At 39.1% G+C, this 17,158-nt stretch carries 17 protein-coding genes; all 17 read left to right on the top strand.

Translation table 11 applies throughout. The features are described from left to right. Nucleotides 1–5: 5 nt before the first annotated feature. A complete protein-coding gene (locus QRX23_RS08695; RefSeq protein ID WP_002828076.1) occupies nucleotides 6–710 on the top strand; it encodes an L-ribulose-5-phosphate 4-epimerase in 705 nt (234 codons plus the stop codon). A gap of 35 nt (nucleotides 711–745) precedes the next feature. Further along, complete coding sequence (gene araA, locus QRX23_RS08690; RefSeq protein WP_330155314.1) at nucleotides 746–2,173, top strand: L-arabinose isomerase; 1,428 nt, start codon at nucleotides 746–748, stop codon at nucleotides 2,171–2,173. 230 nt (nucleotides 2,174–2,403) lie between these two features. After that, the gene (locus QRX23_RS08685) at nucleotides 2,404–3,252 is read left to right on the top strand and encodes an aldo/keto reductase (RefSeq protein ID WP_140836519.1); all 849 of its coding nucleotides are present in this window, start codon (nucleotides 2,404–2,406) and stop codon (nucleotides 3,250–3,252) included. A gap of 235 nt (nucleotides 3,253–3,487) precedes the next feature. Further along, nucleotides 3,488–3,721 (top strand): hypothetical protein, encoded by a 234-nt coding sequence (locus QRX23_RS08680; protein WP_150176712.1) that lies wholly within the window; start codon nucleotides 3,488–3,490, stop codon nucleotides 3,719–3,721. A 13-nt stretch (nucleotides 3,722–3,734) separates the two neighbouring features. Beyond that, entirely contained in the window at nucleotides 3,735–3,998 is a 264-nt protein-coding gene (locus tag QRX23_RS08675; RefSeq protein ID WP_330155313.1) for a hypothetical protein, read from the top strand. A gap of 165 nt (nucleotides 3,999–4,163) precedes the next feature. Continuing rightward, nucleotides 4,164–4,895: an amino acid ABC transporter ATP-binding protein gene (locus QRX23_RS08670; RefSeq protein ID WP_330155312.1), complete on the top strand. Its 732-nt coding sequence runs from the start codon at nucleotides 4,164–4,166 to the stop codon at nucleotides 4,893–4,895. Nucleotides 4,896–4,911: 16 nt separating this feature from the next. Beyond that, a complete protein-coding gene (locus tag QRX23_RS08665; RefSeq protein WP_330155311.1) occupies nucleotides 4,912–6,396 on the top strand; it encodes an ABC transporter substrate-binding protein/permease in 1,485 nt (494 codons plus the stop codon). A gap of 180 nt (nucleotides 6,397–6,576) precedes the next feature. After that, nucleotides 6,577–7,308: an amino acid ABC transporter ATP-binding protein gene (locus tag QRX23_RS08660; RefSeq protein WP_330155310.1), complete on the top strand. Its 732-nt coding sequence runs from the start codon at nucleotides 6,577–6,579 to the stop codon at nucleotides 7,306–7,308. A gap of 16 nt (nucleotides 7,309–7,324) precedes the next feature. Continuing rightward, complete coding sequence (locus QRX23_RS08655) at nucleotides 7,325–8,806, top strand: ABC transporter substrate-binding protein/permease (protein WP_330155309.1); 1,482 nt, start codon at nucleotides 7,325–7,327, stop codon at nucleotides 8,804–8,806. Between the two features lie 181 nt (nucleotides 8,807–8,987). Further along, the gene (locus tag QRX23_RS08650; RefSeq protein WP_330155308.1) at nucleotides 8,988–9,386 is read left to right on the top strand and encodes a helix-turn-helix domain-containing protein; all 399 of its coding nucleotides are present in this window, start codon (nucleotides 8,988–8,990) and stop codon (nucleotides 9,384–9,386) included. Nucleotides 9,387–9,519: 133 nt separating this feature from the next. Next, nucleotides 9,520–10,014, top strand: a complete 495-nt coding sequence (locus QRX23_RS08645; protein WP_251940919.1) for an aminoacyl-tRNA deacylase — start codon at nucleotides 9,520–9,522, stop codon at nucleotides 10,012–10,014. Between the two features lie 99 nt (nucleotides 10,015–10,113). Beyond that, nucleotides 10,114–10,731, top strand: a complete 618-nt coding sequence (locus tag QRX23_RS08640) for a hypothetical protein (protein WP_330155307.1) — start codon at nucleotides 10,114–10,116, stop codon at nucleotides 10,729–10,731. A 21-nt stretch (nucleotides 10,732–10,752) separates the two neighbouring features. Next, nucleotides 10,753–11,421: an HD domain-containing protein gene (locus tag QRX23_RS08635; RefSeq protein ID WP_330155306.1), complete on the top strand. Its 669-nt coding sequence runs from the start codon at nucleotides 10,753–10,755 to the stop codon at nucleotides 11,419–11,421. Between the two features lie 68 nt (nucleotides 11,422–11,489). Further along, on the top strand, nucleotides 11,490–12,866 hold the full coding sequence (locus QRX23_RS08630; protein WP_408068659.1) for a DHA2 family efflux MFS transporter permease subunit: 1,377 nt from the start codon (nucleotides 11,490–11,492) through the stop codon (nucleotides 12,864–12,866). 82 nt (nucleotides 12,867–12,948) lie between these two features. Then, a complete protein-coding gene (locus QRX23_RS08625) occupies nucleotides 12,949–13,680 on the top strand; it encodes a GntR family transcriptional regulator (RefSeq protein WP_140836505.1) in 732 nt (243 codons plus the stop codon). Nucleotides 13,681–13,829: 149 nt separating this feature from the next. Continuing rightward, nucleotides 13,830–16,289, top strand: coding sequence for a phosphoketolase family protein (locus tag QRX23_RS08620; RefSeq protein WP_140836504.1), 2,460 nt, complete (start codon nucleotides 13,830–13,832; stop codon nucleotides 16,287–16,289). A 123-nt stretch (nucleotides 16,290–16,412) separates the two neighbouring features. Beyond that, on the top strand, nucleotides 16,413–17,138 hold the full coding sequence (locus QRX23_RS08615; protein ID WP_238335401.1) for a DUF4811 domain-containing protein: 726 nt from the start codon (nucleotides 16,413–16,415) through the stop codon (nucleotides 17,136–17,138). The last annotated feature ends 20 nt before the right edge of the window (nucleotides 17,139–17,158 follow it).

Here is a 17,158-nt window from a genome sequence, read left to right as displayed (position 1 = left end):
TAACAATGTTAGAAGACGTTAAGCAACGTGTTTATGATGCTAACATGGCCTTGCCAGAGCATGGCTTGATTAAATTTACTTGGGGAAACGTTTCTGAAATTGATCGTGAAAGTGGCTTGTTTGTCATTAAACCTTCAGGGGTACCATATGATGAATTAAAGCCAGAAGATATGGTTGTTGTTGATCTTGATGGTAAGGTTGTCGAGGGTGACCTTAACCCATCAAGTGATACGGAAACGCACCGTGTTTTGTACAAGGCATTCCCAGAAATTGGTGGAATCGTGCATACGCACTCACCATGGGCAGTATCATTTGCCCAAGCTGGGATTGACTTGCCAGCTGCTGGTACAACACATGCAGATACATTCTACGGTGATGTGCCAGTAGCTCGCCAGATGACCGATGAGGAAATCAATGGTGAGTATGAGCTTGAAACAGGTAATGTTATTGTTGAAACGTTTAAGAAACGTGGTATTGATCCAATGGCTGTGCCAGCAGTTTTGGCACAAGATCATGGACCATTCACGTGGGGACCATCTGCTGATAAAGCAGTATATAATGCAGTTGTGTTGGAAGAGTCAGCAAAGATGGCTTACCACACAATTATGTTAAACCCACACAACATCCATGTTTCACAGACGTTGTTGGACAAGCATTATTTGCGTAAGCATGGTGCAAATGCATATTATGGTCAAAAGTCTAAGGACTAGTCGTTGTTATTATATATTTCAGGGGGAAATAGAACATGTTTAACACAGAGAATTACAAGTTTTGGTTTATCACAGGATCACAATTCCTTTATGGTCCAGAAGTATTAGACAAAGTTGAAGCTGACGCTAAGGATATCGTTAACAAGTTGAACGAGTCAGGAAACTTGCCTTACCCAGTAGAGTTTAAGTTGGTTGCAACAACTTCAGAGAATATTGCTGGTGTTATGAAGGAAGCTAACTATGATGATTCTGTTGCCGGAGTCATTACTTGGATGCACACATTCTCTCCAGCAAAGAACTGGATCCGTGGTACGCAATTGCTACAAAAGCCTTTGCTACACTTCGCAACACAATACCTAGAAGAATTGCCATATGATGACATCGACTTTGACTACATGAATGCAAACCAATCAGCTCACGGTGATCGTGAATACGCATTTATCAATGCTCGTTTGCAATTAAACAACAAGATTGTTTATGGTCACTGGGCTGATGAAGAAGTTCAAACTAAGATTGGTAAGTGGATGGACGTTGCTGTTGCATACAACGAGTCATTCAAGATCAAGGTTGCTTCATTTGCGGACAAGATGCGTAATGTTGCCGTTACTGATGGTGACAAGATTGAAGCACAAATCAAGTTTGGTTGGCGTGTTGATTACTGGGCAATGGGTGATTTGGTTGAAGCCGTTAACAACGTTAGCGAAGAAGACATCGATGCAAAGTACGAAGAACTACAAAAAGTTTATGACTTTGTTGTTGGTGACAACTCACCAGAAAAGTTTGAACACAGTGTAAAGTATCAAATCCGTGAGTACTTCGGTTTGAAGCACTTCATGGACGAGCATGGTTACACAGCCTTCACTGATAACTTTGAAGATTTGTACGGTCTAGAGCAATTACCAGGTTTGGCATCACAATTGTTGATGGCTGAAGGTTATGGATTTGCTGGTGAAGGTGACTGGAAGACAGCCGCTTTGGATCGTTTGATGAAGATCATGTCACACAACAAGCACACTGTCTTCATGGAAGACTACACGCTTGATTTGCGTAAGGGACATGAAGCTATCCTTGGATCACACATGCTTGAAGTTGACCCAACAATCGCTTCAGACAAGCCACGTGTTGAAGTTCACCCATTGGACATCGGTGACAAGGCTGATCCTGCACGTTTGGTATTCACTGGTATGGAAGGTGACGCGGTTGACGCAACCCTTGCAGACTATGGTGATGAGTTCAAGTTGATGTCATATGATGTACGTGGTAACAAGCCTGAAGCAGAAATGCCATTGCTACCAGTTGCTAAGCAATTGTGGACACCAAAGCAAGGTTTGCGTGATGGATCAGTTGGTTGGTTGACACTTGGTGGTGGACACCACACTGTGCTATCATTTGATATCGATTCAGAACAATTGTCAGATTTGTCAAAGATGTTTGGTTTGACATACGTTGATATCAAAGACTAATCATTCATTAATTTAAAATTTCTAACCTAATAATAAAATCAAAAAATAAAACCTAAAATCTCATATAAAAGTTAACAATATAAAATAAAATCTCTCATGTAAATTGTCAGTAATGATATGCTCTAAAAACATATTATTGCTGACTTTTTATGTTATCTGTTATGATGCTATTGAGAAAGCTGAGATTAATGGCATGCTAAACTTCAGTCAAAAGGGGTAAAAATCATAAGATGGATATTACAACAAAGTTGCAATTAGCAGATGGCTATCAGATGCCACAACAAGGGTTAGGATTATATAAAGTAACTGATCAAGATAACCTAACAGAGGTCATTAAAGCATCATGGGAAGCTGGTTATCGTTTATTTGATACCGCACAAATGTATAAAAATGAAGCTGAAGTTGGTCACAGTTTACGTGAATTAGGTGTACCTCGTGAAGATTATTTTGTGACAACCAAGGTAGCTGAAGCTAATCAAGGGTATGATCAAACCTTAGCGTCTGTTGAGCAGTCCTTAAAGGATCTACAAATGGATTACGTCGATTTATTAATGGTACATTGGCCATTACATGAACAATTTTTTGATACTTGGCGTGCATTTGAACGTTTACAGGCTGAGGGACTGGTCAAATCATTGGGCACATCGAATTTTGGAATGATTCATTTACAATATTTAGCAACCCAGGCTAATGAAATGCCGGTTGTGAACCAAATTGAAAATCACCCACATCTCGTTCAACCTGAGCTACGCAATTTCTTACAAGAAAATAACATTGTGACACAAGCTTGGGCACCTTTAGGGCGTGGTTCAGTATTGGCTGAACCAACGATTGGTGCGATTGCAGATAAATATGGTAAATCACCAGCACAAGTGGTTCTTCGCTGGCATTTGGCACATGGAACGAGTATTATTCCAAAATCTGTGCACCCACAACGAATTATTGAAAATGCTGATATTTATGACTTTTCACTAACGGTAGAAGAAGTTGCAGCAATTGATGCGTTAAATAATTTTACAAGGATTAGCCAAGAGCCTGAACAAGTCTATGAACATGGTCGTCAGTATCCACACCATTAATTAGCTTTAATTTACAGTAAGGTATACAGTTTAAGGTCATCAATCTATCGACGAATGGATTGATGGCTTTTTTGGTCCACAATAACTACTTATCGTTAAAGTTTATGCTGTCTCACATCATTACTTAAAATAAAAATGTGACATTTTATCCGGTTTATTTCGTTAGTATAGATGTCAGCGTTTAGCTGATGATCGAATGGCCGTTCGAAAAGCGAAAGAAACGAGGATGAAATCTATGGTAGATAAGAAGCGGTTACCTGAAAATATGTTGAAGGTAAAGATTGTTGGTAAAACAAATGAAGGCGTAGGTACAAGCCGTCAATTTTACGTGAAGCCGGGGACGACAGTTAATGAATTGACCCAGTTAGCACAGTTGATGTTGCAACTAGGTGCAGAGGTTGCCGTTGAAACAATAACAACTGTTGATACGAAGGCGCATGCATTCAGTCCAGCTACCACTAGTAACTAAGGAGGCACGTAATATGAATCAAGTACTAGAGCTATCATTTTTGACACCAGGACAACAAACCACAGACACAAACAAAAAATTATCAGTAATCAAAATTAAGCATCCAGCTACGACGCTAGATCGTGATTCGGTTTATCAAGCAATGTTGAAATTAGCTGATTTTGAATTTTTGTTGAATAATAAGGGAGAACCAATGACATTGGGTCGTCCTTATATGGCGACATTGGTCGCAACGAATAAAAAAATTATTTTCGATGAGTCTCAAAAAATGATTTAAAAATTAAATTTTATACAATATAGAGTGAATATGTGCATAATATTTTGCATATATTCGCTTTATTTGTATAAATTAAAGTTTTTTAAGTAATTTATTGGCTTTTTATTGCATAAATTCTCATTTACTGTTAATATTTATTCATCAACAAGAACGGGGAGTAGCAATATGGCAATTCTAGAGATTAAAAATTTACATAAGGAATATGGAAAAAACACAGTGTTGGAGTCGATCAATGCCCAGGTTGAAGAAGGGGATGTGATTGCAATCCTAGGTCCTTCTGGTACTGGTAAGTCGACCTTGCTGCGTGAATTAAATATGTTAGAACATCCTACTTCAGGGGCAGTAATCTTTGACGATCAAGACATTACCAAAGCTACTGAGTCAGGATTAGATAAAATTCGACAGGACTTAGGGATGGTTTTCCAAAGTTTTAATTTATTTCCAAATATGACTGTTTTAGATAATGTGAAAATTGCTTTGACTAAGGTAAAAGGAATTTCTGACAGTGAGGCAACGTCAACAGCGCAAAAGTTTTTAGAAAAAGTTGGTGTGGCTGAAAAGGTTGATGTTTATCCAGCATCTTTGTCTGGTGGCCAACAACAACGTGTGGCGATTGCCCGTGCATTAGCAATGAATCCCAAGATTATGTTATTTGATGAACCAACTTCTGCTTTGGATCCAGAAATGGTTGGCGAAGTATTGAAAACCATGCGTGAGTTAGCAAACGAAGGGATGACCATGTTAGTGGTTACCCATGAAATGGGCTTTGCCCGTGAGGTTGCTTCAAAAATCTGGTTTATGAGTGATGGTGAAATGACAGCGTATGACGACCCAGCAGGCTTTTTTGAAAATCCTAATTCAGAACGTGCGCAAAATTTCTTAGCAAAGATGTTGTAAGAGAGGAAATGTATTTATGAAGAAGTGGATGAAAAAAGCAGTTGTACTACTAATGGCGATTGGTATGTTCATTAGTAGTGGTATCGGAATATTTGGTGTCTCAAGTGCTAATGCAGATGAGACTGATCCAACTTTACAGCATATTAAGAAATCAGGTCAGTTAGTTGTTGGAACTTCTGCTGAATATGCACCGTATGAATTCCACAAAACCATTAATGGGCAGGACAAAATTATTGGATTTGATATGGATGTTGCACGAACTATTGCGAAACATCTAGGCGTTAAACTAGTTGTTCAAGATATGAGTTTTGATGCGTTGTTAGGCGCTGTTAAAACTGGCAAAATCGACATGGCCATTGCCGGGATGACTAGCACGCCAGAACGTAAAAAAGAAGTTAACTTCTCAACACCATACTATAACGATAAAAACGTTATCTTAACATTGAAGCAAAATAAAAATAAATTTGCGACCTTACAACAACTTCAAAATGCCAAGCTAGGGGCACAGGTTTCTTCTAGTCAAGCAAGCTTAGCAGGTGATTTAACAAATAAGCCAATTGTGTCAGTTAAAAGAGTGACGGATATGGTTACCCAGTTGAGCCAGAAAAAAGTTGATGCAGTCGTTGTTGCCCAAACAACAGCCAAAAGTTATTTGGATCAAAGTGATCAATTTGCTATCACTAAAGCAGTGCTGCCAATCAAAACAGGGAATGCTGTTTCAGTTGTGATGAACAAAAATGCACCTGTTTTGAAAGAAAAAGTTGATGGTATCTTAAAAGCCCATGTTATTGGGGCACCATTGCATCGTTGGCAAAATAAAGCAATCAAACAGATGAATAAGAAGGAATCATTTATAACACAGTATGCCCCTTACTTTATCAAGGGTACTGAGTACTCGGTTGGTTTGGCTGTCATTGGTGTCTTTTTCGGAATTGTTTTGGGTGTATTATTTGCACTAATGAAGATGTCATCAATTAAGCCATTGAAGTGGATAGCAGTTGCTTATATTGAAGCTGTCCGTGGTGTGCCACTACTAATCCAAGTCTTTATTGTTTACTTCGGAACGCAAGTAATTGGTATTCATGTTTCAAGTTTCTTAGCTGGTGCGATTGCGATGTTCTTGAATTCAGCAGCATATGTGGCAGAAATTATTCGTTCAGGAATTCAAGCAGTACCTGATGGTCAAACCGAAGCTGCCCGTTCACTTGGTTTTACGAAAAATCAAACAATGCGTTATATGATTTTGCCACAGGCTATCAAGAATATTTTGCCAGCCTTAGGTAATGAGTTTGTGACGGTTATCAAGGAAGGATCGGTTGTTTCAGTAATTGGTGTTGGTGAGTTGACTTTCCAAGCATCAGTTGTGCAAGGGGCATCATTTAAGCCATTCTTACCATTAGTTATTACAGCTGCGATTTACTTTATTTTGACATTTGGAATCAGTCGTTTGTTGAACTTATTTGAAAAGAAATTACATAAATCAGATAAGTCATTTGGATAAAATAATTGATTGCTTAAAAATTTCATATTAATTAGGGAGCTGAATGTATACGATATTATACGTATATATTCAGCTTTCTTGAATAAAAAATAGAATTTTAAGGGTTTTTTGTGGAAATTATTGCATATACTTTCAATTACTGTTAGTATTTATTGGTCAGTAATGAATGGGAGTAGAAATATGGCAATTCTAGAGATTAAAAATTTACATAAAGAATATGGTGAAAATACAGTTTTAAAGTCAATTAATGCCCAAGTTGAAGAGGGTGATGTGATTGCAATCTTAGGTCCTTCCGGTACTGGAAAGTCAACCTTATTACGTGAGTTAAATATGTTAGAACACCCAACTTCAGGAGCGGTGATTTTTGACGATCAAGATATTACTAAAGCGAATGAAGCTGGTCTTGATAAGATTCGTCAAGATTTGGGGATGGTTTTCCAAAGCTTTAACTTGTTTCCAAATATGACGGTTTTGGATAATGTAAAAATTGCTTTGACTAAGGTAAAAGGAATTTCTGACAGTGAAGCAACGGCAACGGCCCAAAAGTTTTTAGAAAAAGTGGGTGTGGCTGATAAAGTTGATGTCTACCCAGCATCTTTGTCTGGTGGTCAACAACAACGTGTGGCGATCGCCCGTGCATTGGCAATGAATCCCAAGATTATGTTATTTGATGAACCAACTTCTGCCCTGGACCCAGAAATGGTTGGCGAAGTATTGAAAACCATGCGTGAGTTAGCTCAAGAAGGAATGACCATGTTAGTGGTTACTCACGAAATGGGCTTTGCGCGTGAAGTTGCTTCAAAAATCTGGTTTATGAGTGATGGTGAAATGACAGCGTATGACGATCCAGCAGGCTTTTTTGAAAATCCAGATTCAGAACGTGCGCAAAATTTCTTAGCAAAGATGTTGTAAGAGAGGAAATTAAATCATGAATAAATGGATGAAAAAGCTCATCATGATGGTAATGGCGTTTGGTCTTGTGATTAGTAGTGGCGTGGGAATTTTTGATGTCCATGCCGTAAAAGCTGATCAAACGGATCCAACATTAGCGCGCATTAAGAAATCTGGTAAATTAGTGGTTGGAACTTCAGCGGACTATGCCCCTTATGAATTCCATACAACTGAAAACGGTCAAGATAAGATTGTTGGTTTTGACATGGATGTGGCTCGTGAAATTGGTAAGCAATTAGGCGTTAAAACAGAAATCCAAGAGATGAGTTTTGATGCTTTGCTAGGTGCTGTAAAGACTGGCAAAGTTGATATCGTTGTTGCGGGAATGACTGAGACACCAGAACGTGCACAAGAAGTTAACTTTTCAAAGCCTTACTTTGTCGATAAGAATGTTGTCTTAACATTGAAGCAAAACAAAAATAAATGGACAACGTTGAAACAAATTCGTCACGCAAAATTGGCAGCGCAAGTCTCATCTAAACAAGACGATTTGGCACATGAAATTTCAAATAAACAAGTGGTTTCATTAAAGAAAATCACTGATGAAGTCACACAATTAACACAGAAAAAAGTTGATGGTGTGGTTGTTGCAAGTACGACTGCTAAAAGTTACTTAGAACAAAGTAATCAGTTTGCTGTATCACCAGCAAAATTACCAGGTATTACGAACGGTTCATCAGTCGTTATGAATAAAAATGCGACAGTACTCCAGGCAAAAGTTAACAAGATATTAGATGATCACATTATTGGTGCGCCATTGCAAAAAATGCAGGACAAGGCCATTAAGTTGATGAACAAAAAAGAATCCTTTGCTTCGAAGTATGCCCCATACTTTGTAAAGGGAACCCTCTATACAATTGGGTTGGCCGTGATTGGTGTCTTCTTTGGTATTATCTTGGGTATCTTATTTGCCCTAATGAAACTATCATCAATCAAACCATTTAAATGGGTGGCTTCTGCATACATTGAAGCTGTTCGTGGTGTGCCTTTGTTGATTCAAGTATTTATTGTTTACTTTGGTACCCAAGCAATTGGGGTGCATGTATCAAGTTTCTTAGCTGGTGCGATTGCGATGTTCTTGAATTCAGCCGCATATGTAGCGGAAATTATTCGTTCGGGTATTCAAGCCGTGCCAACAGGACAAACTGAAGCAGCACGTTCGCTTGGTTTTACGAAAAACCAAACGATGCGGTACATGATCTTACCACAGGCAATCAAGAATATTTTGCCAGCCTTAGGTAATGAGTTTGTGACAGTTATTAAGGAAGGTTCAGTTGTTTCGGTAATTGGTGTTGGTGAGTTGACCTTCCAAACATCAGTGGTTCAAGGAGCATCTTTCAAACCATTTATACCATTAATTATCACGGCAGCAATTTACTTTATTTTGACATTCGGTATCAGCCGGTTGTTGAATTTGTTTGAAAAGAAATTACGTAAGTCTGATAAAACATTGGGTTAGTTGAAAATATAAATTATTAAAATCCTCGATCACGACATTTTTGGTAAGTGTCATGATCGGGGATTTTTATTAGCTTACCTTTTTTAAAGGAAATGTGCGTCAAAGTAACTTTTTTGGACTGTCGGATGACTGTCAGGTTACTGTCGTGGCTATTTATTTTGAATGAATATATAATATGGTTATGAATAAGACACAAGTTGTTAAGTTAAGAAAAGAAAAAGGTTGGACACAAGAAACATTAGCTGAACGAGCACATGTTACTGTTAGAACAATTCAGAGATTGGAAGCAGGGCAGGAGGTCAGTGAGGAAACATTAAAGGCTGTTTCTAGTGCTTTATCAGTGACAGTTAATGAGCTCTTTGACTATGTTGACGCATCAGAAAGAGAGGAAACACTGATGGTACAATCAAAAAATCAAACGACACGACCAAGTACAGATCACTCAGATGATAAAAAGCGTAAAGAACGACAACCCATCACAAATTTTTGGGAATTTGCAGCACGCTTTTGGTGGTTGATTTTTCCGATTGGTTGGTTCATCGGATGGGTATTGCCAAGTCTCATCCATGCGCTTAGATAAAATTGAATAGTTTGCGTTAAACTGGGACAGATTTATTTGTGCCAGTTTTTTGGTTTCTTTAAAGTAGGGTTTACTTTTCTAAGTGAAAAGAATGGCGTATATTAAAAAGGATAGAGAATGAAGGAGATACAAGATGGCAAAGAAAGCACGCATTAAGAAAATTCTTGTTGAACAAATCTTAGATAAGGCCAATATTCCTTATGAAACCATTGTTTTTTCAGGTGGGATGAATCGTAACCAAGCAGAGTTAGATGCTTATGGTCTGACAGATCATGATATTTATAAGACATTGGCGTTGGATGGCAATGTGACTGGACCAGTAATTGGTATTGTGCCAGTTGATAACCACTTAAATGAAAAAAAGTTAGCAGCAGTGTCTGGTAATAAAAAGGTCAACATGATTCCAACTAAGGATTTGCAAAAGACAACAGGCTATATACATGGTGCGAATAATCCTGTAGGGATTTGGCAAACTAAGAAATTCCCAATTTATTTTGACAATAGTGCTAAGGAAGCTGGAACGATTACGATTTCAGCAGGTGAAGTTGGCCGTTCGATTCGTATCGATGCGGAGACTTTAGCCCAATTTGTACATGCAAAATTTGCTGATATTCGTACGGTTGAATAGTCTATGTCAGGCGTAATTATTTGGCATACGGTGCTGTATTTATTTCTTATTTTTTTACTGTTGCCGATGATTGCTAGCTATTGTCTGTCTGCAATTACCATGCGAACTAATCAACATCTCGTCAATCGATTTGGGTATCATGCACCAATAATATTTAGTTGGTTAGGGGTAATGGTTCATGAATTATCTCACGCAGGTATGGCACTGTTGTTTGGTCATAAAATTAATCGGTTAGTATTATTGACTAACCCGTTTCAGTCGGATCAAGAAAATCGATTAGGTTATGTTGCCCATTCATGGCAACCAAAAAATAAGTATCAACAGTTAGGAAATTTTTTTATTGGGTTGGCACCGATTATTGGTATTACCTTATTAACTGGGATAACAACACAGTTACTTTGGCCACAAGTTTTTCATGTGCAAACTGTTGGTTGGCAGATTTTTAGTCAAGTACCATGGTGGCGCTTGGTAGTTTGGCTAGTTATTGTAATTAATTTAAATTTAGCGATGAATCTTAGCCATGCAGACTGGTTGAACGTTTGGCATGGCGTTCTTTATTACAGCTTGTTGTTACTTTTGATAGGGTTAGTTGTGGGATTTTTTATTTCGGATCCGTGGCTGATTGTTGAAACAGCTGGTTATTGGTTAGGGACAGTTTGGTTGATTGATATGGGGATTAGTCTTTTAATGCTAATCATAGCAAAAATTTTAGATTAACGATTTTAACGGAGGGTTCTCATGGATGAACAGGTAGACAAACAATTAGCAGCGATTACTGATTTTACGGCACAGGTATTAACTGCAGATCAAACTGGTCATGATATGACCCATATTCTGCGGGTACTTAACATGACGCAACACATTCTAACTACGGAGCCAACTGCTGATGCATTTATTGCACAAGCTGCTGCTGTATTGCATGATACTTATGATGATAAATTGTTTGATGATGTCGATGGAGCGAAGTTGCGGGTTGTTAATATGTTAACAACAATTGGGGTATCTCAAGCACAACAACTAGAAATTTTTACAATCATTGATAATATGTCGTGGAGTAAACAACGGTTTGGGAACCCGGTACCGTTGACGTTAGCTGGACAAATTGTCCAGGATGCAGATCGTCTAGACGCAATTGGGGCAATTGCGATTGCTCGCGTGATTCAATATGGCGTTGCACATGGCCATGAATTGTATAATCCAGATATTAAGCCACGACAGGTCAAAACAAAGGCTGAGTATCGTCAGGCAGATGGTGAGACAATCATGAATCATTTTTATGAAAAGCTTTTTTTGCTAAAAGATTATTTGAATACTGATGAGGGTAAGCGAATTGGTGAGCAAAGAGACAAACTGATGCATGAATTTGTGACACAGTTTGAATTAGAGTGGCAACAGAAGGATTACTAATTTAATAATATTGGAGTGTGGATGTGAATACGATATCAAAAAAGGAACGTGGTGTGCTGTTAATATTAATGGTGGGCGTTTTTCTGGGCTTTTTAAATCAAACATTAATGAATACGGCATTGCCACAAGTTATGGCAGATTTTAAAATTTCCACTGCACTTGGTCAATGGATGACCAATGGGTACATGTTAGTGAATGGTATTATGGTGCCGTTGACTGCTTTTCTAATTCAACGTTTAAAAACGCGAACTCTATATCTGAGTGCGTTGTTAGTTTTTGCAATTGGGACACTGATTTCAGGCTTTGCCCCAACTTATTTTACATTAATTCTAGGACGTATGGTGCAAGCGGCTGGTGCTGGTATTTTTGGTCCTTTGATGAACGTTGTGGTAATGAATATTTTTGCAGCTAACCGTCGCGGTGAGGCAATGGGAATCATTGGGTTAGCATTAAATTTTGCACCCACAATTGGCCCAACGTTATCTGGATTTATTGTTTCCAATCATTCTTGGCGGTGGCTATTCTGGGGAATTGCACCGTTTATCTTTTTAGATTTGATTTTAGCCTTTTTCCTATTAAAGAATATTGGTACGCAGAAATTCTTACGCTTTAACTTTTTGGGTGTCTTACTATCAAGTGTTGGGTTAGGAAGCTTATTGTATGGTTTCTCAAATGCCGGGGACGGTCAATGGACTAGCCCAAACGTATGGGGCTTTTTAGTTGTTGGTATCTTGGTAACCACTTTATTTGTTTATCAACAAACGCATGCGAAAAACCCATTGCTAAACTTTAATGTGTTTAAGTATCATAATTTTACGATTGCCACAATTATCAATGTGGTCTTAATGTGTGCCTTGTATGGTGGTGCGTTGATGTTACCTTTGTATATGCAAACGGTACGTGGTGAATCAGCTTTGATTTCAGGATTGGTGCTATTACCTGGTGCATTGATCACAGCTATTTTGTCACCAACATCTGGTAAATGGTATGACCAATTTGGTGCCCGACGCCTAGCACCAATTGGCTTAGGAATTGTTGTTTTGGGAACAATTATTTTGGCTAACTTACAATTGAATTCACCATTATGGTTACCGGCCCTTGGTCAATTGATTCGTCAGTTAGGTCTTGTGATGGTGACAATGCCTATTCAAACAGAAGCCTTTAATTCATTACCAATTAATATGGTACCAGATGGTTCTGCTGTCTATACGACGATCCGGCAAGTTGCCGCATCGTTTGGTACCGCCGCACTGATTACTGCGTATGGCTTAACCTCTGCTAGTGTAAAGGCAGGTCATACACAAGTATCAGCGGATTTGAATGGAATACACGTTGCATTCTGGATAGCAACAGGGTTAGTTATCCTCGCTTTGTTGTTGACTAGTTTGTTACGAAACCGTCAGGATTTTGTTGACGATCGTCATGTGCACGGTGAAGCCGAATAAATTTATAAAAGTGGTCCAACCTTATTTTGGTTGGACCACTTTTATGTTATGATTAGAACTTGTAGTGAACAGGAGGTTCAAAATGGCTAAGGAAGTACTCTATATAAAAGTGCTCAATGATTTAAACCGGCGTATCAATGCGCAAGAATTCCCGGATCTAAAGTTACCAGACGAGCGGTCATTAGCTAGCTCATATGGTGTTTCACGAAGTTCGATCAAAAGAGCATTAACGGTGTTGGTGCAACAAGGCATCATTTTCAAAAAGCGTGGTTCAGGAACCTTTGTTAATCCGCTCTATCTAAAAAATCAAGGTATGTTTCATGCGGTTGGTCAAAATTTAGGTGTCTCTGATTCGTTTCGTTTTAAAGGAGAAACGCCAGCAATTAAATTGCTCGTTTTTGAAAAAGAAATCGCAAATGATGAAGACCGTGAAGCCTTATTTTTAGAGCAAGATGAAGAAGTTTATCGTATTAAACGTTTGCGTACGTTGCAGGATAAAGTATTTATGATTGAAAATGCGGTTGTGCCAGTGAAGCTATTACCAATGTTAACGGCAGAGGATATGACCCATTCAATGTTTCAGTATGCGGAGCAAACAACTAATAAAGCAGTTACCAAATCATTTATGACTGTCACAGCAGAACCTTCTAGTGAAGAAGATCAGCAATATTTGAATTTAAAGCCGACTGAACCAGTTGGCGTGATGTCTGGTGTGTACTTTTTAGATGATGGTACCCCCTTTGAAGTTGGACAAATGCGCGTTCATTACGAGTACATGCGTTACAATAGTTTCGTTAGTTTAGATGGTGAATAACGAAAAATTCAATGTCACAAATTGGGACGGTCCAATTAGGAGTTTTTTATTGTACCTGGTTTGGAAATCTGTTATTATAATAATTGTAATCCAGGAGATAACTTCTGCGATTAAACCTTTCTCAAAAGTAAAAAGGAGATCTAATCAAAATGGCAGTAGATTTTGATTCAAAAGCATATCTAGAAAAGGTTGATGCTTGGTGGCGTGCTACCAACTACCTTTCAGCAGGTATGATCTTTTTGAAGAGCAACCCATTGTTTTCAGTAACTAACACACCACTACAAGCGGATGACGTTAAGGTTAAGCCTATCGGTCACTGGGGAACTATCTCAGGACAAACTTTCCTATATGCTCATGCTAACCGTTTGATCAACAAGTTCGATTTGAACATGTTCTACATTGGTGGTCCTGGTCACGGTGGCCAAGTTATGGTTACGAACTCATACTTGGATGGTACTTATACTGAAAATTATCCTGAGATCACTCAAGATGTTGAAGGTATGGCCCGTTTGTTTAAGCGTTTCTCATTCCCTGGTGGAATTGGATCACACATGACTGCACAAACACCAGGTTCATTGCACGAAGGTGGTGAGTTAGGTTACTCACTATCACACGCAACTGGTGCTGTTTTGGATAACCCTGATCAAATTGCTTTCGCAGTTGTTGGTGATGGGGAAGCCGAAACTGGTCCTTCAATGACTGCATGGCACTCAATCAAGTTCTTGAACCCTAAGAACGACGGTGCTGTATTGCCAATCTTGGACTTAAATGGATTTAAGATTTCAAACCCAACTATCTTCTCACGTATGAGTGATGAAGAGATTACTAAGTTCTTTGAAGGTTTGGGATATTCACCACGTTTCATCGAAAATGATGATATCCACGATTACATGGCATACCACGAATTGGCTGCTAAGGTATTCGACCAAGCTATCGAAGACATTCAAGCTATTCAAAAGGCTGCCCGTGAAGAGGGTCGCTATATTGATGGTGAAGTTGCTGCATGGCCAGTTATCATTGCTCGCTTGCCAAAGGGTTGGGGTGGACCAACTCATAACGCTGCTGGTGAGCCAATTGAAAACTCATTCCGTGCCCACCAAGTGCCACTTCCTTTGGCACAACAAAAGTTGGACACTTTGCCTGAATTCGAAGAATGGTTGAACTCATACAAGCCAGCCGAATTGTTTAACACTGATGGTTCATTGAAGGCAGAAGTTGCTGAAATGGCACCAAAGGGTGACAAGCGTATGGCTGCTAACCCAGTTGCCAATGGTGGTCGTCGTCGTGGTGAAGAACCTACTGATTTGGCATTGCCAAACTGGAAAGACTTTACTAACGAAGTGACTGCTGACAACCGTGGAACTGAATTACCAGATGGTAACCGCAACATGGATATGAACGTGTTGTCAACTTACTTTGCTGCAGTTTCAAAGTTGAACCCAACATCATTCCGTATCTTCGGACCTGATGAGACGATGTCAAATCGTTTGTGGGAGATGTTCAAGATTACTGACCGTCAGTGGATGGAAGAGGTTAAGGAACCTAACGACCAACACGAAGCTCATGAAGGTCGTATCTTGGATGCACAATTGTCAGAGCACCAAGCTGAAGGTTGGCTAGAAGCATATACATTGACTGGTCGTGTTGGTGTCTTCGCATCATACGAATCATTCCTACGTGTTGTTGATTCAATGATTACACAACACTTCAAGTGGTTGCGTCATGCTTCAGAACAATCATGGCGTAATGATTACCCATCATTGAACTTGATTTCAACTTCAACTGCTTTCCAACAAGACCACAACGGTTACACTCACCAAGATCCAGGTATCTTGTCACACTTGGCTGAGAAGAAGGCTGACTTTATCCGTCAGTACTTGCCAGCTGATGGTAACACTTTGTTGGCTGTCTTTGGTCGTGCATTTACTGAACGTCACAAGATCAACCACATCGTTGCTTCAAAGCAACCACGTCAACAATGGTTCTCAGTTGCTGAAGCTGAAGAGTTGGCTACTGAAGGTGTTAAGGTCATTGACTGGGCTTCAACTGTTGCTGAAGGTGAAGATGCTGATATCGTCTTTGCATCAGCTGGTGTTGAGCCAACAATCGAAGTTCTTGCTGCATTGCACTTGATCAACGAGGCATTCCCAGCAGTTAAGATGCGTTATGTCAACGTTGTTGAATTGCACCGTTTGCTAAACAAGAATGGTAAGATGAACCACGAACGTGCCTTGTCAGATGACAAGTTTACTGCATTGTTCGGTGAATCAGGAACACCAGTTATGTTTGGCTTCCACGGATTCGAAGACTTGATTGAGTCAATCTTCTACGAGCGTCAACACTTAGGTGCACACGTTCACGGTTACCGTGAAGATGGTGACATCACAACGACTTACGATATGCGTGTATACTCAGAGTTGGATCGTTTCCACCAAGCTAAGGAAGCTGCAAACATCTTGGCTGACAAGGGCGTAATCAATGCTGATGAAGCAAAGGCCTTTGATGAGAAGATGGATGCTATCTTGGCAAAGCACTTCGATGTTACTCGTAACGAGGGACGCGATATCGAAGAGTTTACTGACTGGAAGTGGACTGCTTTAAACAAGTAATCGACTAATCAGATTCAGGATTGAATCGATAAAATAAAAGCTCATAATCGCTAATCTTTGGCGGTTATGAGCTTTTTTTGGTATAATTTTTAATGGTTGAATATGTTTTTAAGGAGAAAGTTAATGATTGTCTTATTTGTGTTAGGAATTGTGCTGTTAGCTTATGCAGCCATCCAAGGGGTCGTTCACCATCAAGTCCGATGGGTGCCGATTACGCTTGGACTTTTATTGGCTATTTTTATGGGGTTGGGATTGCAACGAGCACAACAACGTCACTTCTTGATGGCGGAAGTGCCATTTACAAAGACACAAAAAATTCAGCCTGCAGTTGTGATTGATGGGTTTAATTTAGTTACAACAGAAAAAGGTAGTAACGGTCGCTTGCGTTATACATACAAAACAAATGACAAAACGTATCAAACATTGACACAACAAGCCAAAACGAAAGTGGTTGCTGGTAAGGACGCGACGTTAAAAACAACGGTAATGACTTATCAAGCTAACTCAACGTGGCGTCGTTTCTTACTTTTGGGACAAAAAACTCTTGAACAAGGTGGCACAACCTATAAATTGACGTTACCTGAGGGTTGGTATGTTGTACCTAATGATAAAGTTGACGATTTACAAAAATTAATTGACACAAATGAATCAAAAATTTCTGATAAGGTACGTGACGAAATTGATAAACGTGTTGCTGAAAAAGTGAAAACGGATAAAGATTTCGTTAATGATACGGAGAGTCAGAATAAGCTGAAGAATGATGTTGTTAAGCAAGTAACGAGCGATGCTAAGAAGCAATTAAAGGTTGATATAGTAAACCAAATTAGTAAATGGCAACAAGCGCAATAATATTTTTAATGTCGGATACG

It is taken from the genome of Weissella paramesenteroides (assembly GCF_036327715.1).
Lineage (GTDB): Bacteria > Bacillota > Bacilli > Lactobacillales > Lactobacillaceae > Weissella > Weissella paramesenteroides.
The sequence above is the reverse complement of the archived record's forward strand: the minus strand, read 5'-3'. Positions and strand labels throughout refer to the sequence as shown.